Genomic DNA, 16,246 nt, shown 5'->3' on the forward strand with positions numbered 1-16,246 from the left:
GCTGGCTGTACTGCTGGCTGTGACGGTCGGATCGATGGGACGAGCCATCAGTTGCGGGGCTCCGCCGAGAACCGTTCGGCGTACCGCCACGAGGAGAACTGCCGGTACCCGTAGAGGAGCGGGTCGCCCTCGCGCTTCGACGTGCCCGCGACCTCGCCGAAGACGACGGTGTGGTCGCCGCGCGCCACCGTTCCGGAGATGCGGCACTCGGCGTTCGCATGGGTGTCGTCCTCGAGCCACGGCACGCCCAGGAGCGGGGAGGGGTTCCACCGGAGGCCCGAGAACCGGTCTGCCGCCGTGCGCGACATCAGCCTGGCGATGCTCGCGGCGCCGTCGTGCAGGAGGTTGACGGCGAAGGCGCCGCGATCGAGCAGCATCGCCAGCGTGCCGCCGGAGTTGTGCCGCAGGCACACCAGGAGGGTCGGCGGGTCGAGCGCCACGCTCGTCATGGAGGTGCAGGTCAGCCCGTGGGGCGCGCCGTCGCTACCGGTCGTGGTGACGACGGCGACGCCGGTCGGGAACCCGCTCATGAACTCACGCACGGGACTCGACCGGCCGGCTGCCGAGCCTGCCCAGCGCTCGCACCGTGTCCGTCCAGGCCTCGCCGTGCGGCAGGAAGTCGACCAGGCAGGTGATCTCGGTGACGCCGAGCCGGGCCAGCTTCTCCCGGAACGCGGGCCACTCCGACTCCGGGCCCACGAGCGACAGACCGCCACGCAGCCGCTCGGCGGCCGCCACCATCCGCGGCTTCCAGACGTCGGCGTCGATCGACGCGGGGTCCTCGCTGGAGCTGCTGAAGGTCGAGAGCATGTACCGCTCCAGCGCCTCCATGTTCCGCTCTTCCGAGCCCGGGCCGTCGGAGAGCGCGGCATGGACCAGCACCGTGATCCGGCCGCCGCGCCCGAGGCCGCCGTCGACACGTCCCTGCTGGTACCACTCGATGTTGCCGGCGAGCTGGTCGAGGTCCTGCATGATCAGGTTGGTGAGCACCCCGCGGCCTCCGCGGCCCGACTCGTAGTACGAGTCCGGGTTCCCGAGGCAGGCCTGCCAGAGCTGCAGGTCGCTGACGGGGCGGGGGTGCAGGCGCACCGTCGCCCGTGCTCCGGAGTGCCCTTCGAGCTCCAGCGCCTCGCCGCGCCAGAGACGCTCCAGCTGCCCGATGCGGGTGCGCAGGAGCTCGCGGCGCTCGGCGTGCGGCGCGTCCGACAGGACGAAGTCCCGCTCCATCCACCCGAAGGCCACGCCGATGCCGACCCGGCCGCCGGAGGCGGCGTCCACCATCGCCCAGTCCTCCGCGACCGAGACTGCCGAGTGCAGCGGCAGGACGCTGCTGCCCGCCCGGATGCCGAGCCGTGACGTACGCATCGCGACCATCGCGCCGAGCACAGCCGGGTTCGGGGAGAAGCCGCCGAAGTCGTCGAAGTGCCGCTCCGGCAGCCAGACGTTCTCCAGGCCCTCGGCCTCGGCGAGCTCGACCAGGTCGAGCAGCCGGCCGTAGACGCCCTCCTGGCCGTCCGTCGTGAAGCCGAAGAGAGAGAGGCTGACTGCGGGCTCGGACACCGGAGTAGCGGTCGCAGGATCGGGCGAAACGGGTCGAGAGGCCATATCGTCCATCCTGGACGAGCGTCCGACAGCCCGGAAGGGGCCTCCGCCGCCGCAAAAAACCGGTGGGGAGAGATACCCGTTTCGTGGACCGTGCCACAGCGTTCTGATATCCGCCATACCGAGCCGGTATCAGTAGAAGCTTCTCGGAGCCGGCCGGATTCCGTACTTGAGCAGGGACGACGATGCCGCCGGAGCGGCCCGCCCCCGGTGGGGACGCACTGCCTCGGCGGCATCGTTCTCATCGGCCCGGACGCGCCGGGCGGCCCGTGCCGGCCGTCAGCCCCTGGTCACCCCTTGGCGTTCACCGGCAGCGGGGCGGTGCTCCAGTCCGTGTCCGTCGCCAGGTAGAAACCCGGGTACGACGGCTGGTTGTAGCCCGTCTGCTGGCGAGCCACCTCGACCCGGTACTGCGGGTCGTGCATGAGCGTGAACAGCTTGATGTCGCTCACCTCCGTCGTCGTGTAGAGGCGGAGCGCCGACGAGTCCTCGGTGCGTACCAGGACCTCCTCGCGCCAGTCGCCCAGCACGTCGGCGATCAGTGCGGCGTTCCCCTTCGTCCCGTTGTTCGTCAACGTCCCGTCCAGGGTGCGCAGGGTCCCGCGCTGCCGGTCCACGATCGCCGGCGTCGCGTCGACGCCGCCCTCCAGGATCTGGGTCGAGCCGTCACCGGCCCAGCGCACCGCGGCGTTCGTGCCCATGGTCTCGGCGGAGACCGTCTCACCGGTCGCGGACAGCGTTCCCGACCCGAGGGTCCCGTCCGGCATGGAGGCCCACACCTCGATGCCCGGCACGTCCGGGTACACGTCCCCGATCATCGACCGGCCCGTGTCCCGTCCGGAGAAGGCGCCGAACAGCACCTCGCCGGTCGCGGCGTCACGCATCGCCTGGCCGTACGGCGCCCAGGCACCACCCTCGTGGCAGGTCCAGATCTCGAGGCCCGGTCGCGACGGGTCGATGTCGGTCACCGCCAGCGCGTCACCGTGCCCGAGCTTCGCGAGGGCCCCCGGGTCGGCCGATCCCTCCGGCATCGTGTCGTACGACGAGTACAGCAGCGACCCGTCGTCGTCCAGCGTCGCGCTGCCGTAGACGATCTCCTGCCGCCCGTCGCCGTCGACGTCGGCCGCCGACAGGCTGTGGAAGCCCTGGGTGGTCAGCGTGCCCCACTCCGGCGACGGCCCCTCGACGCCGTGCGGCGAGTCGTTGAACGGGTTGCTCATGGGCGCGTGCCCCGAGTCCGCGAACCAGCGCTGGTGCAGCCGCCTGCCGTCCCAGTCGTACGCGACGACCGTGCTGCGCGTGTAGTACCCGCGGGCGAAGACCGCGCTGGCGGGCTCCTCGGGTCCGCCCAGGTAGGCGACGCCCGACAGGAAGCGGTCGACACGGTTCGCCGGCTCGATGCGAGACATGGCGTAGTCGCCCCACAGGAGGCCGTCGTCGCCCCGGCCGGGCCGGTAGTCGACGGTGCGCAGGTCCCTGCCCGAGGCGCCGTCGAACACCGTGAGGTACTCGGGGCCGGTGATGACGAAGCCCTCGAAGGTGCGCAGGTCGTTGCGCTCGGAGCGCGCGGGCGCGTAGACGTCGACGAAGTGGTCGGCGGCGGCCCGGGCGTCGTCGTCGGACAGCGGGTAGTCCCACCGTGCGTCGATCCCCCACGCCTCCTCCAGCGTGGCGGGCCACTGCCCGCTCGTCACCTCCGTACGCTCCGACCAGCCGGCGAGCACGTCCACCAGGTACTCGTAGTAGTCGTCCGCGGAGAAGCGGTAGTCGTCGGTGCTCCGCACGCCCGCGCGCCGGTCGTCGCGGGGGATGCCGATGTACGACGTCGGCCCCCGGCGCCCGTCGCGGTACCGCGTGACCGAGGTGCCGGGCGCGGTCTGGACCATCACCTCGGCGGTGCCGTCGCCGTCGAAGTCGTACACGGGGAACTGCGAGTAGTGCGCCCCCGACCGGATGTTGACGCCCATGTCGATGCGCCAGAGCTGCGTGCCGTCCAGCTCGTAGGCGTCGAGGTACGTGTTGCCCGTGTACCCCTTCTGGGAGACGTCCTTGGCGTTGGACGGGTACCACTTCACGACGATCTCGTACGAGCCGTCCCCGTCCAGGTCCGCGACCGACGCGTCGTTCGCGCTGTAGGTGTACTCCTCACCGACGGGCGTGACGCCCTCGTCCGGCCGGTTCAGCGGGATGTCGAGGTGGTCGTCGGACCAGGGGCGGGCCGAGCCGGACACGCCGCCGCCGAGGGGCTTCACCCGGTACCGGCTGTGCGCGGTGCCGCGGGCGTCGACGTAGCTGGTGGAGTCGGAGACGGTCGCGATCCGCCGGCCGTCGCGGTAGACGGCGAAGCCGGGGCCGGCCATGCCCGTGCCGGTGGTGCCGGTGACCTCGCTGCCGAGCAGCCGCCAGCTGAGGAACACGCCCTCGCTGGTCGACGCGGCGACGAGCCCCCGGTCGAGGTCCTCGAGCGGAGCGGAGCGGTGCTTGCCGCCGGACGCCCCCGAGGGGGACGACGGCGCGCCCGCCTGAGCGGGCAGCACCGCCCCGGTGACGACGAGGGCGAGACCGGCCGCGGTGGCCGTCCCGATCCGGATGGACGAGGAAAACATCGTTGTACTCCTTGCCTGTTCGGGGATATCGAGCTCTGGAGACGTGCACCACCCGCCGTGGCGGGAGGTCGTGCGGCTAGGGCACCGCCACGGTGGAGGAGGACCGGGTGCGGCGGGACTCGACGGCGATGACCGCCAGGCACAGCAGCCCGCCGACGACGACGGACAGCGCGGCGAGCATCCAGACCAGGAGCCCGCACAGCCCGATCGCGACGACCAGCAGCAGGGACCCGGCCGGGTCCTGCCGGACCGACGACACCGCGGACAGGACCAGCCCGCCGGGCCGCGCCTCTCCCGGGCGCCCACGGCCGCCGTCGGGCAGCGACCAGACGCCGGTGACCCGCAGGACGACGACGGCCGAGACCGTGCCGACCGCGAGACTCACCCAGCGGACGGCCGGGCCGCCAGGGAGCAGGCCGGAGGCTGCGACCTGGACGTTCAGCGTCAGGATCGCGGCCAGCACCGTGCCGGCCGCCCCGAGGACCCACAGCTCCCGGACGGCCGCCCACCAGTCGCGGGCGAACCGGCCGAGGTCCGTGGCCTGCCCGCTGAGGTGCCGGCGCAGGTGCGCCGTGCCGGCCGCGAGCGCCGCCGGCACGGTGACCAGCGCAAGACTCGCGACCAGGACGTACACCCCGGTCAGCAGGCATTCGGCGAGCAGCGCGAAGCTGTCCGTCCACGTGCGGGCCGGACGTGCGGGACGTGCGGGAGCGGGGATGGACATGGTCAGCCCTTCAGTCCCTGGGTGGCGACGCCGTCGACGAGGTACCGCTGGAAGATCACGAAGAACAGGAGCACGGGGACCAGCGCGAGGACGGCCATGGCCATCTGGGCGCCGTAGTCGGACACGGAGGTCTGGTCCACGTACGCGCGCAACGCGATCGGGAGCGTGTACAGGTCGGGCTTCTTGAGGTAGAGCAGCGGGCCGAGGAAGTCGTTCCACGACCAGATGAACGCGAAGATCGAGCTGGTGATGAGCGCGGGGCGCATCAGCGGCAGCATGATCGAGCGGAAGATCCGGAAGTGGCCGGCGCCGTCGATCCGGGCCGCCTCGTCCAGCTCGCGCGGCAGGTTGCGCATGAACTGGACCATGAGGAACACGAAGAACGCCTCGGCCGCGAGGAACTTCGGAGCCAGGAGCGGGACGTAGGTGTTCACCAGGCCGGCGTTGTTGAACAGGATGTACTGCGGGATCATCGTGACGTGGCCCGGCAGCAGCAGGGTCGCGATCATGATCCCGAAGTAGATGCCGCGTCCGGGGAACTTCACGCGGGCGAAGGCGTACGCCGAGACGCTCGCCGAGAACGCCACCCCGATCACGCTGAGCACGGCGATCAGCGTCGAGTTCCAGAAGAAGCTCCAGAACGAGACGCCACCGATCCCGCCCAGCGCGGTGACGAAGTTGTCGGTCGTCCAGATCTCGGGGATCACGCTGATGTTCCCGATGATGTCGTTGCTCGGCTTGAACGCGGACAGCACCATCCACGACGCCGGGTACAGCACCACGGCCAGCAGGCCGAGGACCACCACGTGGAAGACGACGCTCCGGAGGGCGCGGCCCGGCGCGAGCCGTCGCCCGACGAGCTGCTGCGGGGTGCTCACCGTCTGTGCGGCGCTCATCAGTTCTCCTCCCCCGAGTAGTGCACCCACATGCGTGAGGTGCGGAACATGATCGCGGTGACGACGCCCACCACGAGCACCAGGACCCACGCCATGGCGGACGCGTAACCCATGTCGAACTGCACGAAGCCCCTGGTGTAGAGGTACAGCGTGTAGAAGTTCGTGGAGTCCGCGGGGCCGCCGGTACCGCCGGAGATGATGAACGCCGAGGCGAAGATCTGGAACGAGTGGATGGTCTCCAGCAGCAGGTTGAAGAACAGCACCGGCGAGAGCATCGGCAGCGTGATGTTCCAGAACTTGCGGACCGGCCCGGCGCCGTCGACCGAGGCCGCCTCGTAGAGCTCCGCGGGGACCTGCTTGAGACCGGCGAGGAAGATGACCATCGGCGCGCCGAACTGCCAGACCGCCAGCAGGATCATCATCGGCAGCGTCATGTCCGGGTTGCCGACCCAGCCGCCCGCCGGGGCGCCGACCGACTGCTGGATGCGGTCCACGACACCGTCGTCGATGAACATCGCCTTCCAGACGATCGCCACGGAGACGCTGGCGCCCACGAGGGAGGGCACGTAGAACGCCGACCGGTACCCGCCCTGGCCGGAGAACCGCATGTTGAGGAGCATCGCGACCGCGAGGGCGGCGGCGAGCTTGATGGGCGTCCCGACGAGCGCGTACAACGCCGTCACCTGGGCCGACTTGAGATAGCGCGGGTCGGAGAACATCTCCCGGAAGTTCTCCAGGCCGATCCACGTCGGCGCCCGGAACAGGTCGTAGTCGGTGAACGCGAGGTAGAGGGAGGCCAGCATGGGACCGGCCGTCAGCAGGACGAACCCGACCAGCCACGGGCTGAGAAAGGCGTAGCCGGCGGCCACGTCCGCGCGCCGCCGCGCCCCACGGCGGGGCTGCTGGGACGCGGTGGCGCGGACGGGCGCGTCGGCGGTCGTCACGGAGCTCACGACTGCCCGACGTTGCTCTCTGCGAACGTGAACCACTGGGTGGCGAACTCGTCGACGGTCACGTTGCCGTAGGCGAGCTCCTCGCCGAGGCGCTTGTACTCGGCCTCGATGGCTCCGAAGCCCTCGACCGGGATCGGCGCGGGCTCGGTCACCAGGTCGGCGACGTCCTCCTCGAAGGCGACGACCTGCTCGTCGACGGAGCCGGGCTCGACGTCCATCGCCTCACGCTGCGCCTCGACGGCCGGGTTGCCCTTGCTCGTCCCGAAGATCGTGCCGACCTCGGGGGCGTTGACGAGGAAGTCGATCAGCGCGGCGGCGGCGGCCGGGTGCTCGGTGCCGGCCGACGCCGACAGCAGCATCGACGGCTTCCAGAACATCTGCGGGCCGTCGTCGCCGGACGGCATGGGGAGCATCCGGATGTCCTGCTCGGTCTCCGCGACGTAGCCGGCCAGGAAGTTGTCCCAGCTCATCTCGGACGCGGACTCGCTGACCGTGAACCCGCCGAGCGGTTCGAGCTGCTTGGTCTTCTCGATGGGGAAGAAGAGGTCGCCGGCGTCGCGCGCGTCGGAGGCGAGCTCGAGGAACTCGGTCATCTGGTCCGCGGTGAAGCCGAGCTCGCCCTCGGCGGTGAACGGCTCGGTGCCCTGCTGGAGCAGCCACTGGCAGAAGAACCAGAACGTTCCGGTGTAGTCGGCAGTGCCGTAGATCGCCGGGTCCTCGCCGGCTCCTGCCTCCCCGACCTCCTCGACGAACGCCGCGTAGTCGTCCCACGTGTAGCCCTCGGCGGGCGGCTCGACGCCGATCTCGTCGAGCACGTCGGCGTTGTAGAACAGGGCGAGGGTGTTGGTGCTCGTCGGGATGCCGTACTGCGCGCCGTCGATGGCGCCTGCGGTGAGGAGCTGCTCGTCGAAGCCGGAGACGTCGAGGTTGGTGTCGAACGCCGCGGAGAGGTCGGCGAGCCGGCCGGTCCCGCCGTACTGCCGCAGGTAGGACAGGTCCATCTGCAGGACGTCCGGCAGCGAGTTGCTGGCCGCCTCGGTGTTGCGGGCCGGCCAGTAGTCGTCGAACGCGATCCAGTTCGTGTCGACAGTGATGTTCGGGTGCTCCTCCTCGAAGAGCGTGACGGCCTCCTCGTACTTGTTGGCGCGGTCGTCGTCGCCCCACCAGGAGAGGGAGAGGGTGATCTCCTCCTCCGTGTCGAGCTCGTCGCCGAAGCCCGCGGCCTCTCCGCCGCCGCCACCGCCCGAGCAGGCGGTGAGCACGAGGGCCGTCACCGACGTGGCGGCGACACCGGCGGCGACGTTGCGTGCGGGCCGCCTGACGGCAGCCCTGCGTTCGATCCTCATCTGAGCCTCCTTGCTCGTCCGGGTCGACGTCGACTCCGGGGGGTCGTCTCACACGCGTGCGGACCGGAAGACCCGGTCGCTCACGCGATTGAAACGATACAACAGAACCGGTAAGCGTTGTCCAGTCCTGCATTCCCTGGTCTTGGTCACGATCCCGTCACGGGTTCTGTTGCCCGGGACAAGGTGCCTGGTGCCGGCGCGGCGCCGGTGTCCGCGACGGCCTGGCCGTCGCCGACGTCAGGTCCGCGAGGGCCCCCGTGCCGACCAGACCCGGAGGCGGCCGCACATGCCGTAGCGGCGCGGGCCCAGGTGCGTGCCGGCCTCCGCGACAGCGCCACCCCTCAGGTGCTCGACGGCGGCCGTGGGTGCCGTGGCGTCCTGCGGCCGCGCCTCAGCGGGTGCGCCGACGCCGGCCAGCGCCACCAGGGCCTGGTCCGTGGCGGAGGCCGCACGGCCGGCCGTCGTCGCCCACAGGTCACGCCAGTGCTCGGCGTGCACCCCGACCAGGCGTGACGCAGCCTCGTACAAGGGGTCGAGCGCGGACGGGCCGTCCGCCTCCACCGCGCGCCGCAGGGCTCGGTAGCCCTCCAGGGCCAGCTCGCGACGCGCCAGGGCGGCAGCCGCGACCGACGGGTCCTCGGCCATGTCGTCAGGCGGGTTCAGGCCGTCCGCCGCCCGGTCCCGCGCCGACGGCGCCTCCGGCGCAGCGGGCGCGGGCAGCGTGACCTCGTCGCGGTACGCCTCGGCCGACGCAAGGATCTCCGGCGGGAAGGTCAGCACCGCGTCCCCCGCCTCCGGCAGCCCGGCGTCGGACATGACGACCAGGACCTCCAGGCCGCCCTCGTTGACCGCGCGGTGGATCACGCCCGGCGAGAACCACACGATCCGGCCCGGGGCCAGGTCGTGCGGCGAGTACCCCTGCGGGCCGAGCGTCTCCACCCGGCCGCGCCCGCCGAGCACCACGTAGGCCTCGGTCGACACGGTGTGGAAGTGGGGCGTGCCGGACCCACCCGGCGCGTCGGGCGCGGGCCAGTCGTAGACCCGCAGGTGCGAGACCGAGGTCCCGCCGGGGAAGACCGCTGGTTCTGCCATGTCCATCGCCTCCGTCGAGTCCTTCTCCGCCCGCCCGCGCCAGGTCCGCGGGGCGAACGCCCTATCTCCGGTCTGCGCCCAGCTCCGCGCGGCCCAGGTCCGCGAGCTCCGCCGCACGGGCGCCGTCGGACTCACCGTCGGCCACCACCACCGCGTACTCGAACGCCAGGGTCTCACCGGCGCCGAACGGCACCTCCTGGCTGAAGAACGGCGCCGGGCAGATGCAGCAGAACGGCTGCGCACGCACGAACCACTGGGGCATCCCGCCCGGGTTGGTCCCCGCGTCCACCATGAGCAGGGTCGACGCAGCCGATCCGCCGTCGGGCCGGGGCGCCGCGCCGTCGTGCCGGCCGACGATCCCCAGCCACTCGAAGCGTTCCCCGCGCACCGCCTCGGCGTCTCCCGTGAAGCCCGGGGCCAGCACCGTCCCCTCCGTGAACGACCGCGGCCCGCGCCAGAACAGCCCGCCGTAACCGGCGTTCTCGCGGCCGTTCGTGGTGGGGCTGCCGATGTCCAGCGACCCGTCCGTCAGGTTCGTCAGCTCCGAGCGCCACGTGAGCACCCACGCGTCGGCGCGCGCCGTCGCCCGCACCGACCGCCGCTCGCGCACGACGACGTCCCCGGGCGCGGTCGCGACCGGGCCGTGCGGACCATAGGTGCCGTCCGGCCCCGGCGGCTCCCACCCGACCGGCGGGGTGCGCCAGGCGAGGTCCTCGCGGAACCCGGCCGCCGCGCCGTCGGCCCAGACCGTGGTGAACCGCTCGTGCTCCTGCGTACCGTCGTTCGTGAGGTTCTGGTACCCCTGGTCGCGCACGTACGTGGGGCCGCCCCAGAAGTTCCACGGCCCGACGTTCGGCAGCGACCAGGCCATGCCCTTGTGCCACACGTGGTCCCACGGGCGGTAGGCGCTGATCTCGCGGCCGCCCGACGTCCGCAGGGGGTGGAAGTACGGCCGCGGCGACTCGTACTGCACGTCGCTCGGCCGGTAGACGTAGGTGAAGAGGTCGCAGGCCAGCGCGGATCCGTCGTCGTCGAACAGCAGGGCGGGCGGCGTGCGGGCCGTCGCGTGCGGCGTCTTCTGGCCGACCGGCCACGGCTCGCTCATCGGGCGACCTCCTCGGTGACGGCGGGCACGTCCTTGACGGGCGGCCACCCCGGGCCGGTCCCGCGCATCGAATCGTAGAACGGGTCCTCCGGGCCGATCTGCCCCGCCCGGACCGGCCTGCCGGTGAACGCCGACCGGTAGATCGCGGCCGCCAGCTCCAGGGTGCCGCGCACGTCGGCCACGGCGACGGGCGGCGCCTCGCCCGCGGCGAGCGCGCGGTACGTGGGGACGAGCTGGGCGGTGTGCCCGCTCGGCAGGGCGTCCGGCTCCGGCGTCCACAGCGGGGCGACGTCGTCCTGGCCGGCGGCCGGCGTGAACGTCCAGCTCTCGTCCGAGTAGCCGTACAGGTGGGACAGCTCGACGGTCGCCTTCTCCGTGTCGAAGCGCAGGTCGGAGGTCTCGCGCGGAGAGAGCAGACTGTTCGTGACGCTCGCCATCGCACCGTTGGCGAACCGCACGAGCGCCATCGAGACGTCCTCCGTGTCCACGTCGCGGGCCAGGCGGCCGGCCATCGCCGTCACCTCGGTCCACTCCCCGAAGATCGCGAGCAGCAGGTCGAACTGATGGATGCCGTGGCCCATCGTGGGGCCGCCGCCCTCGGTGTCCCAGCGGCCGCGCCACGGGACCTCGAAGTACGCGGGCGGCCGGAACCACAGGGTGTCGCAGGTCGCGACGAGCGGGCGGCCCAGCGCGCCGTCGTCCAGCAGGCCGCGGAGCCGCAGGGCGCCGGCGCCGAACCGGTGCTGGACCACCTGCGTGAACCGCGCCGTCCCGCCCCCTCCGGCGGGGGCCGCGGAGCGTTCGGCCGCGGCGATCCGATCGAGCTCGGCCAGCGAGAGCACCGCCGGCTTCTCGACGACCACGTGCACGCCGGCCGCGAGGGCCGCGAGCGTGGCGTCGAGGTGGGCGCCGGGCGGGGTGCAGACGTGCAGCACGTCGGTCTCGGGCAGGACGTCGGCCAGCGACGTCCCGTGGTGCGGCACGGCGTGCTCGCCGGCGAACGCCTCCGCGCGGCCCGCGTCGATGTCCACGGCGTACGTGACCTGCGCGTCGATGCCGTGGTCACCGAGTGCAGCGACCGCCTCGGCATGGTGTGCCGCGATCGCACCGGTGCCCAGAATCGTGGTCCTCATGCGGGGTTGCTCCCTGTCGTCGTCGACCATCAGTCCCCATTGAAACGTTACAACGCGGAAGTCTACCCGCAAGCTCCCGCCACGACCTCTTTCACCAGGTCGTCGTTCGTGGCAGGCAGCAGGCCCGGCAGCGCGACCAGTCTCCGGACGACGTCGGCCGTGTCGACGGAGACGTCGGCGGACGCGGGCGACGACGTCCCGGCCGTCGTCCCACCGGGCGTCGTCGTCCCACCAGGCTCCGCCGTGCCCTCGACCAGGTCGGCGAGCTCGTCCGCCCGGGGGTCGTCGACGCCCTGGCCGCCGCCGCCCGGCACGTCCGCGGCACGGCCGGCGGCGGCCAGCGTCCGGCGCCGGACGAACAGCGCCCACGACACCAGCCCGAACGCCAGCCCGCGCGGCACCCGTCCCGCGGCGAGCGCGTCCGCGAGCGTCCCGCCCCAGCGGAACGGGATCTTCTGCGTGCCGTCCATGGCGACCTGGATCGTGGTGTGGCCGGTGTGCGGGTTCGCGAAGCGGCGCAGGATCTCCTCCCCGTACTCGCGCAGGTCGAGGCCTCGCGGTGCGGCGAGGGTGGGGAGGGCGTCGTCGAACAGGTACGCCCGGGCGTGGTCGGCGATCACCGGGTCGGCGACGGCCTCGGCGATCGTGGCGTGGCCCGCGAGCGCCCCCGCGTAGGCGACGAGCGAGTGGGTGCCGTTGAGCAGGCGCAGCTTGGCCTGCTCGAACGAGGCGACGTCGTCCGTGAGCGTCGCGCCCGCGCGCTCCCAGGCCGGGCGGGGGCCGGCGAACCGGTCCTCGATCACCCACTGGGTGAACGGCTCGCCGACCACGAGCCCTTCGTCGCGCACGCCGAGCGCGCCCTGGACGAGGTCGCGCTGCTCGGGCGTGGTGGCGGGGACGATCCGGTCGACCATCGAGCACGGGAAGGTGACGCGCTCGTCGAGATAGGAGCGCAGGGCGGCACCGGCCTCGCCGGGCAGCGCCGCGTCGACGGCCTCGTGCACGAGCCGTTCGAGCACCCGCCCGTTCTCGACCATGTTGTCGCAGGTGAGCACGGTCAGAGGTGCCGCGCCCGCGCGCTGCCGCGCGGCGATGCCGCGCACCAGCAGCCCGATGGCCGACGACGCCGGTGCGGGCGGCGCCACGCCGTCCGGGCCCGCCGAGGCCCTGGAGCGCCCGTCCGGGCCGCCCCCTCGGCCGGGACCCGGTACCGGCCCGGGGTCCGACCCGGCGGCGAGGGCGTCCAGGTCCGGCTGCACCCGGGTCACGTCGAGCCCGCCCCCGGGGAGCCGGGCGTAGCCCTTCTCGGTGATGGTCAGGGTGACGACGTGGGTGGTCGGCGCGGCGACGGTGGACAGGACCCGCTCGGTCTCCTCGGCGGGGTAGGCCACGTCGAGGACGGCGCCGACGAGGTCCAGGCGCAGGCCGTCGCCGACGGCGAGGCCGCCGGTCCCGACGGGACCGGCCGTGCCGTCGTCGACGGCCCCGGCGGTCAGCACCCCGTACACGCCGCCCTGCGGGCGGAGCTGGTCGCGCACGGTGGCCGAGCGCTGGGTGACGCCGAGGACTCCCCAGGTCAGGTCGCCTGTCGCGGCCATCGCCCGCTCCGTGTACACGGCCTGGTGCGCGCGGTGGAACGCGCCGATGCCCAGGTGCACGATCCCGATCCGCTCCGGGTGGACCGGTCCTGCCACGCCGGTCGCCGTCCCGATCCCGGACACCCCGTCCCGGGTCAGCCGGACGTCGTTCGCCTCACTCATCCCGTACCTCCTTCACTTGTGCCACCAGCTGCGTCGGGTTCACGAACCGCAGGGCGGTGATCAGCATGATGAGCATCGTCGTCGTGTACAGGACCGCCATCGCCGAGATGAGCTGCCGCGGCTCGCCGCCGCCGGCCGACGTCATGCCCCGGTAGATGGCGACCACGAGGGTGTCGGACCCGGGGCCGGACACCAGGAACGTCAGCTCGAAGAGCCCGACGGTCCGCACCAGCACCAGGATCGAGGCGGCGAGGATGCCGGGCACCAGCAGGGGCGCCAGGATGCGGGTGAACACCTGCCAGGTGCGCGCCCCGCACATGCGGGCGGCGTTCTCGATGGCCGGGTTGATCTGCTCGATGAACGGCGTCATGGTCAGGATCACGAACGGCACCGACGGCACGAGGTTCACCAGCACGACGGCGGTGATGGTGCGCCCGAGCCCGGCCGCGTGCATCACCGTGGCGAGCGGGATCCCGTAGGTGATCGGTGGCATGAGCACGGGCAGCAGGAACAGCAGCATCGCGGCCCGCTTGCCGGGGAAGTCCCGCCGGGCCAGCAGGTACGCCGCGGGCACGCCGATCAGCCCCGAGATGGCGACGACCAGCAGGGCGACGCCCACGGTGACGCCGATGACCTCGCCGAGGCCGAACCGTTCCCAGGCGTCGCCGTACCACGCGGTGGTGGCTTCGAGGGGGAACCAGGTGTCGAACCAGGTGCGGCCGAACGAGTCGACCACCACCGACACGAGGATGCCGACCAGGAACACCGCGAACGCGGCCATGCCGGCCCACACGAACCAGGTCGAGGGCCGCGCGGCCAGCGCCTTCTCGCCCGGGGGCAGGGACGCGCCACCGGTCCGGCCGGTCCGGGCCGCGCCCGGGGTCTTCGTCGTGATGGCCATCAGCCCTTGCCTCCCGTCGTCCCGCGGTACAGCAGGGACCGCCAGCCCAGCACCAGCACCACCACGACCAGCTCGACGACGCCCATCATCAGGGCGATCGTCGCGGCCATGGGGTAGTCGTTCTGCTCGCCGAACGCGCGGAACGCCATGAGCGACATCACGCGCGTCTCCCCCATCGCGTCGCCGACCAGGCGGGCGGACGGGAACACGGAGAACGCGAGCACGAACGTGAGGATGAACGTGGTCGCCAGGCCGGGGGCGAGCAGCGGGAGCGTGATGCGCCGGAACCGCGCCCACCAGCCCGCGCCGAGGGTCTTCGCCGCCGAATCCAGCGTCGGATCGATGCCCGACAGGTACGACGAGATCAGCAGGAACGCGAACGGGAACCCCGTGATGATCAGCGAGAACATCACGCCCAGGTAGTTGTTCACGAGCTGCAGCGGCTCGTCGACCAGCCCTGCGGCCAGCAGCGTCCGGTTCAGCCAGCCGGTCCGCCCGGCGAAGATCAGCAGGCCCTGCGCCGTGAGCACCGTGCCCAGCGTGATCGGCAGGACCAGCAGCGACGTCAGCAGCCGCTTGCCGGGAAAGCTGCGGCGCAGGCCGAGCGCCACCGGGATCGACGCGACCACGTTGAACAGCGCGGCGGGCAGGGCCAGCCGCATGGTGATCCAGATCGAGTCGAAGACGAACGGGTCCCGGAAGAACGCCACGTAGTTGGCGAGCGCGCCGCCGCCCCACTGCTCCCGCATCGCCTCGGAGGGCTGCACCGTCAGCCCGATCCCGTACGAGAAGGGGTAGACGAACAACGCGATCGCGAACACGAGCGCGGGCACCACGAGCCAGAGCGACGAGTCGATCCCGCGGTCGGCCAGCCGGTGCCGCAGGCTCGCCGTCGCCCGGCCGTTCCCGGCGCGGGCGGGAGCCTGCCCGACGGCGGTCACGGGCGCGCTCCCGCCGTCGTCGGCTCCTCGTCCGCGACCGTCGTGGCAGCGGTGTCGTCGAGCGACTCCGGGAAGACGAGCACGCGCCGGGCCGGGGCGCTCAGCCGCACCGCCTCGCCCACCCGCGGCGCGGTCGGGGTGCGGGCGTGCAGCATCCCGACGTCGGTCTGCACCCCGACCGCGAACTCCCGCCCGTGGTACTCCACCACGGCGACGGTGCCCGCGACGACGTTGCCGTCGCGCGGCTGCTCGCCGTCGGGCAGGAGCTCCAGGTCGTCGGGCCGGACCGCGGCCCGCACCCGGTCGCCGTCGCCCGCGGTGCCGACGGCGCGGCCCGCGAGCTCGATACCGGCGCCGTCGTGCCGCGCGGGCGCGACGCCAGCGGCCTCCGGACCGGCGAGACGGACGCGGGCATCACCGGCGGCCGCCCGGGTGACCGTCCCGGGCAGCACGTTCCGGTAGCCCATGAAGTCCGCGACGAACCAGCTCCGCGGGGACTCGTAGAGCTCGTCGGGCGTGCCGACCTGCTGGACGCGGCCGGCGCGCAGCACCACCAGGCGGTCGGCCAGCGAGAGCGCCTCCTCCTGGTCGTGCGTCACATAGATCGTGGTGAGCCCGAGCGACTGGTGCAGCCGCCGGATCTCGGTGCGCATGTCGAGGCGGAGCTTGGCGTCCAGGTTGGACAACGGCTCGTCCATCAGCACGAGGCTCGGCCGCAGCACCACCGCACGCGCGATCGCGACGCGCTGCTGCTGACCGCCGGACAGCTGGCCCGGCAGCTTCCCGGCATGCTCGGTGAGCCGCACCAGCTCGACCGCCTCGCGCACCCGCGCGCCGATCTCGGGACGTGGCAGGCCCTGCATCTGCAGGCCGAAGGCGATGTTCTTCTCCACCGACATGTGCGGGAACAGCGCGTAGGACTGGAAGACCATGCCGAACCCGCGGCGCTCGGCCGGGACCGTGTCGACACGTTCGCCGTCGACGAGGATCTCGCCGTGCGTGAGCGGCAGCAGGCCGGCGAGGCAGTTCAGCGCCGTCGACTTGCCGCAGCCCGACGGGCCGAGCAGGGCGACGAACTCCCCGGCCCGGACCGTCAGGTCGAGCCCGGCGAGGGCGTCGACACCGCCGAACCGCCGTCCCACGTCGCGGAGCTCCAGCGCGTCGAAGTGGCGGGCTGTGATGGCCAT

The 16,246-nt window shown here is 72.4% G+C and carries 14 protein-coding genes; all 14 read right to left on the reverse strand.

The window, feature by feature from the left end:
• Positions 1-47: 47 nt before the first annotated feature.
• The 14 genes from ACYU96_RS06275 to ACYU96_RS06340 all read right to left on the reverse strand — a co-directional run bounded on the left by ACYU96_RS06275 (position 48) and on the right by ACYU96_RS06340 (position 16,246).
• Positions 48-530, reverse strand: a complete 483-nt coding sequence (locus ACYU96_RS06275; RefSeq protein ID WP_460750392.1) for a flavin reductase family protein — start codon at positions 528-530, stop codon at positions 48-50.
• A gap of 4 nt (positions 531-534) precedes the next feature.
• Positions 535-1,560 carry a MupA/Atu3671 family FMN-dependent luciferase-like monooxygenase gene (locus ACYU96_RS06280; protein WP_460750394.1) on the reverse strand — a complete coding sequence of 342 codons (1,026 nt, stop codon included), beginning with the start codon at positions 1,558-1,560 and terminating at the stop codon, positions 535-537.
• A 332-nt stretch (positions 1,561-1,892) separates the two neighbouring features.
• Positions 1,893-4,208: a rhamnogalacturonan lyase gene (locus ACYU96_RS06285; RefSeq protein ID WP_460750397.1), complete on the reverse strand. Its 2,316-nt coding sequence runs from the start codon at positions 4,206-4,208 to the stop codon at positions 1,893-1,895.
• Between the two features lie 76 nt (positions 4,209-4,284).
• On the reverse strand, positions 4,285-4,932 hold the full coding sequence (locus tag ACYU96_RS06290; RefSeq protein WP_460750400.1) for a hypothetical protein: 648 nt from the start codon (positions 4,930-4,932) through the stop codon (positions 4,285-4,287).
• Between the two features lie 2 nt (positions 4,933-4,934).
• Entirely contained in the window at positions 4,935-5,828 is an 894-nt protein-coding gene (locus tag ACYU96_RS06295) for a carbohydrate ABC transporter permease (RefSeq protein WP_460750402.1), read from the reverse strand.
• Complete coding sequence (locus ACYU96_RS06300) at positions 5,828-6,772, reverse strand: carbohydrate ABC transporter permease (protein ID WP_460750595.1); 945 nt, start codon at positions 6,770-6,772, stop codon at positions 5,828-5,830. Before ACYU96_RS06300 ends, ACYU96_RS06295 begins: the two co-directional genes overlap by 1 nt.
• 5 nt (positions 6,773-6,777) lie before the next feature.
• On the reverse strand, positions 6,778-8,127 hold the full coding sequence (locus ACYU96_RS06305; protein ID WP_460750405.1) for an ABC transporter substrate-binding protein: 1,350 nt from the start codon (positions 8,125-8,127) through the stop codon (positions 6,778-6,780).
• Positions 8,128-8,364: 237 nt separating this feature from the next.
• Positions 8,365-9,219, reverse strand: a complete 855-nt coding sequence (locus tag ACYU96_RS06310) for a cupin domain-containing protein (protein ID WP_460750408.1) — start codon at positions 9,217-9,219, stop codon at positions 8,365-8,367.
• Between the two features lie 61 nt (positions 9,220-9,280).
• Positions 9,281-10,324: a DUF6807 domain-containing protein gene (locus ACYU96_RS06315; RefSeq protein ID WP_460750411.1), complete on the reverse strand. Its 1,044-nt coding sequence runs from the start codon at positions 10,322-10,324 to the stop codon at positions 9,281-9,283.
• Positions 10,321-11,457, reverse strand: a complete 1,137-nt coding sequence (locus ACYU96_RS06320) for a Gfo/Idh/MocA family protein (RefSeq protein WP_460750414.1) — start codon at positions 11,455-11,457, stop codon at positions 10,321-10,323. Before ACYU96_RS06320 ends, ACYU96_RS06315 begins: the two co-directional genes overlap by 4 nt.
• Positions 11,458-11,519: 62 nt before the next feature.
• Positions 11,520-13,217 carry a mannitol dehydrogenase family protein gene (locus ACYU96_RS06325; RefSeq protein ID WP_460750417.1) on the reverse strand — a complete coding sequence of 566 codons (1,698 nt, stop codon included), beginning with the start codon at positions 13,215-13,217 and terminating at the stop codon, positions 11,520-11,522.
• Positions 13,210-14,118: an ABC transporter permease gene (locus tag ACYU96_RS06330; RefSeq protein WP_460750420.1), complete on the reverse strand. Its 909-nt coding sequence runs from the start codon at positions 14,116-14,118 to the stop codon at positions 13,210-13,212. The genes ACYU96_RS06325 and ACYU96_RS06330 overlap by 8 nt, the downstream gene beginning before the upstream one ends.
• Entirely contained in the window at positions 14,118-15,059 is a 942-nt protein-coding gene (locus ACYU96_RS06335) for an ABC transporter permease (RefSeq protein ID WP_460750423.1), read from the reverse strand. Before ACYU96_RS06335 ends, ACYU96_RS06330 begins: the two co-directional genes overlap by 1 nt.
• A complete protein-coding gene (locus ACYU96_RS06340) occupies positions 15,056-16,246 on the reverse strand; it encodes an ABC transporter ATP-binding protein (RefSeq protein WP_460750425.1) in 1,191 nt (396 codons plus the stop codon). Before ACYU96_RS06340 ends, ACYU96_RS06335 begins: the two co-directional genes overlap by 4 nt.

Source organism: Myceligenerans cantabricum (assembly GCF_054777735.1).

Bases quoted from the DNA above. Each gene is read 5' to 3' on its own strand.
- ACYU96_RS06275 (WP_460750392.1), bottom strand. From the start codon at position 530: ATGAGCGGGTTCCCGACCGGCGTCGCCGTCGTCACCACGACCGGTAGC.
- ACYU96_RS06285 (WP_460750397.1), bottom strand. From the start codon at position 4,208: ATGTTTTCCTCGTCCATCCGGATCGGGACGGCCACCGCGGCCGGTCTC.
- ACYU96_RS06290 (WP_460750400.1), bottom strand. From the start codon at position 4,932: ATGTCCATCCCCGCTCCCGCACGTCCCGCACGTCCGGCCCGCACGTGG.
- ACYU96_RS06295 (WP_460750402.1), bottom strand. From the start codon at position 5,828: ATGAGCGCCGCACAGACGGTGAGCACCCCGCAGCAGCTCGTCGGGCGA.
- ACYU96_RS06305 (WP_460750405.1), bottom strand. From the start codon at position 8,127: ATGAGGATCGAACGCAGGGCTGCCGTCAGGCGGCCCGCACGCAACGTC.
- ACYU96_RS06310 (WP_460750408.1), bottom strand. From the start codon at position 9,219: ATGGCAGAACCAGCGGTCTTCCCCGGCGGGACCTCGGTCTCGCACCTG.
- ACYU96_RS06315 (WP_460750411.1), bottom strand. From the start codon at position 10,324: ATGAGCGAGCCGTGGCCGGTCGGCCAGAAGACGCCGCACGCGACGGCC.
- ACYU96_RS06320 (WP_460750414.1), bottom strand. From the start codon at position 11,457: ATGAGGACCACGATTCTGGGCACCGGTGCGATCGCGGCACACCATGCC.
- ACYU96_RS06325 (WP_460750417.1), bottom strand. From the start codon at position 13,217: ATGAGTGAGGCGAACGACGTCCGGCTGACCCGGGACGGGGTGTCCGGG.
- ACYU96_RS06330 (WP_460750420.1), bottom strand. From the start codon at position 14,118: ATGGCCATCACGACGAAGACCCCGGGCGCGGCCCGGACCGGCCGGACC.
- ACYU96_RS06340 (WP_460750425.1), bottom strand. From the start codon at position 16,246: ATGGCCATCACAGCCCGCCACTTCGACGCGCTGGAGCTCCGCGACGTG.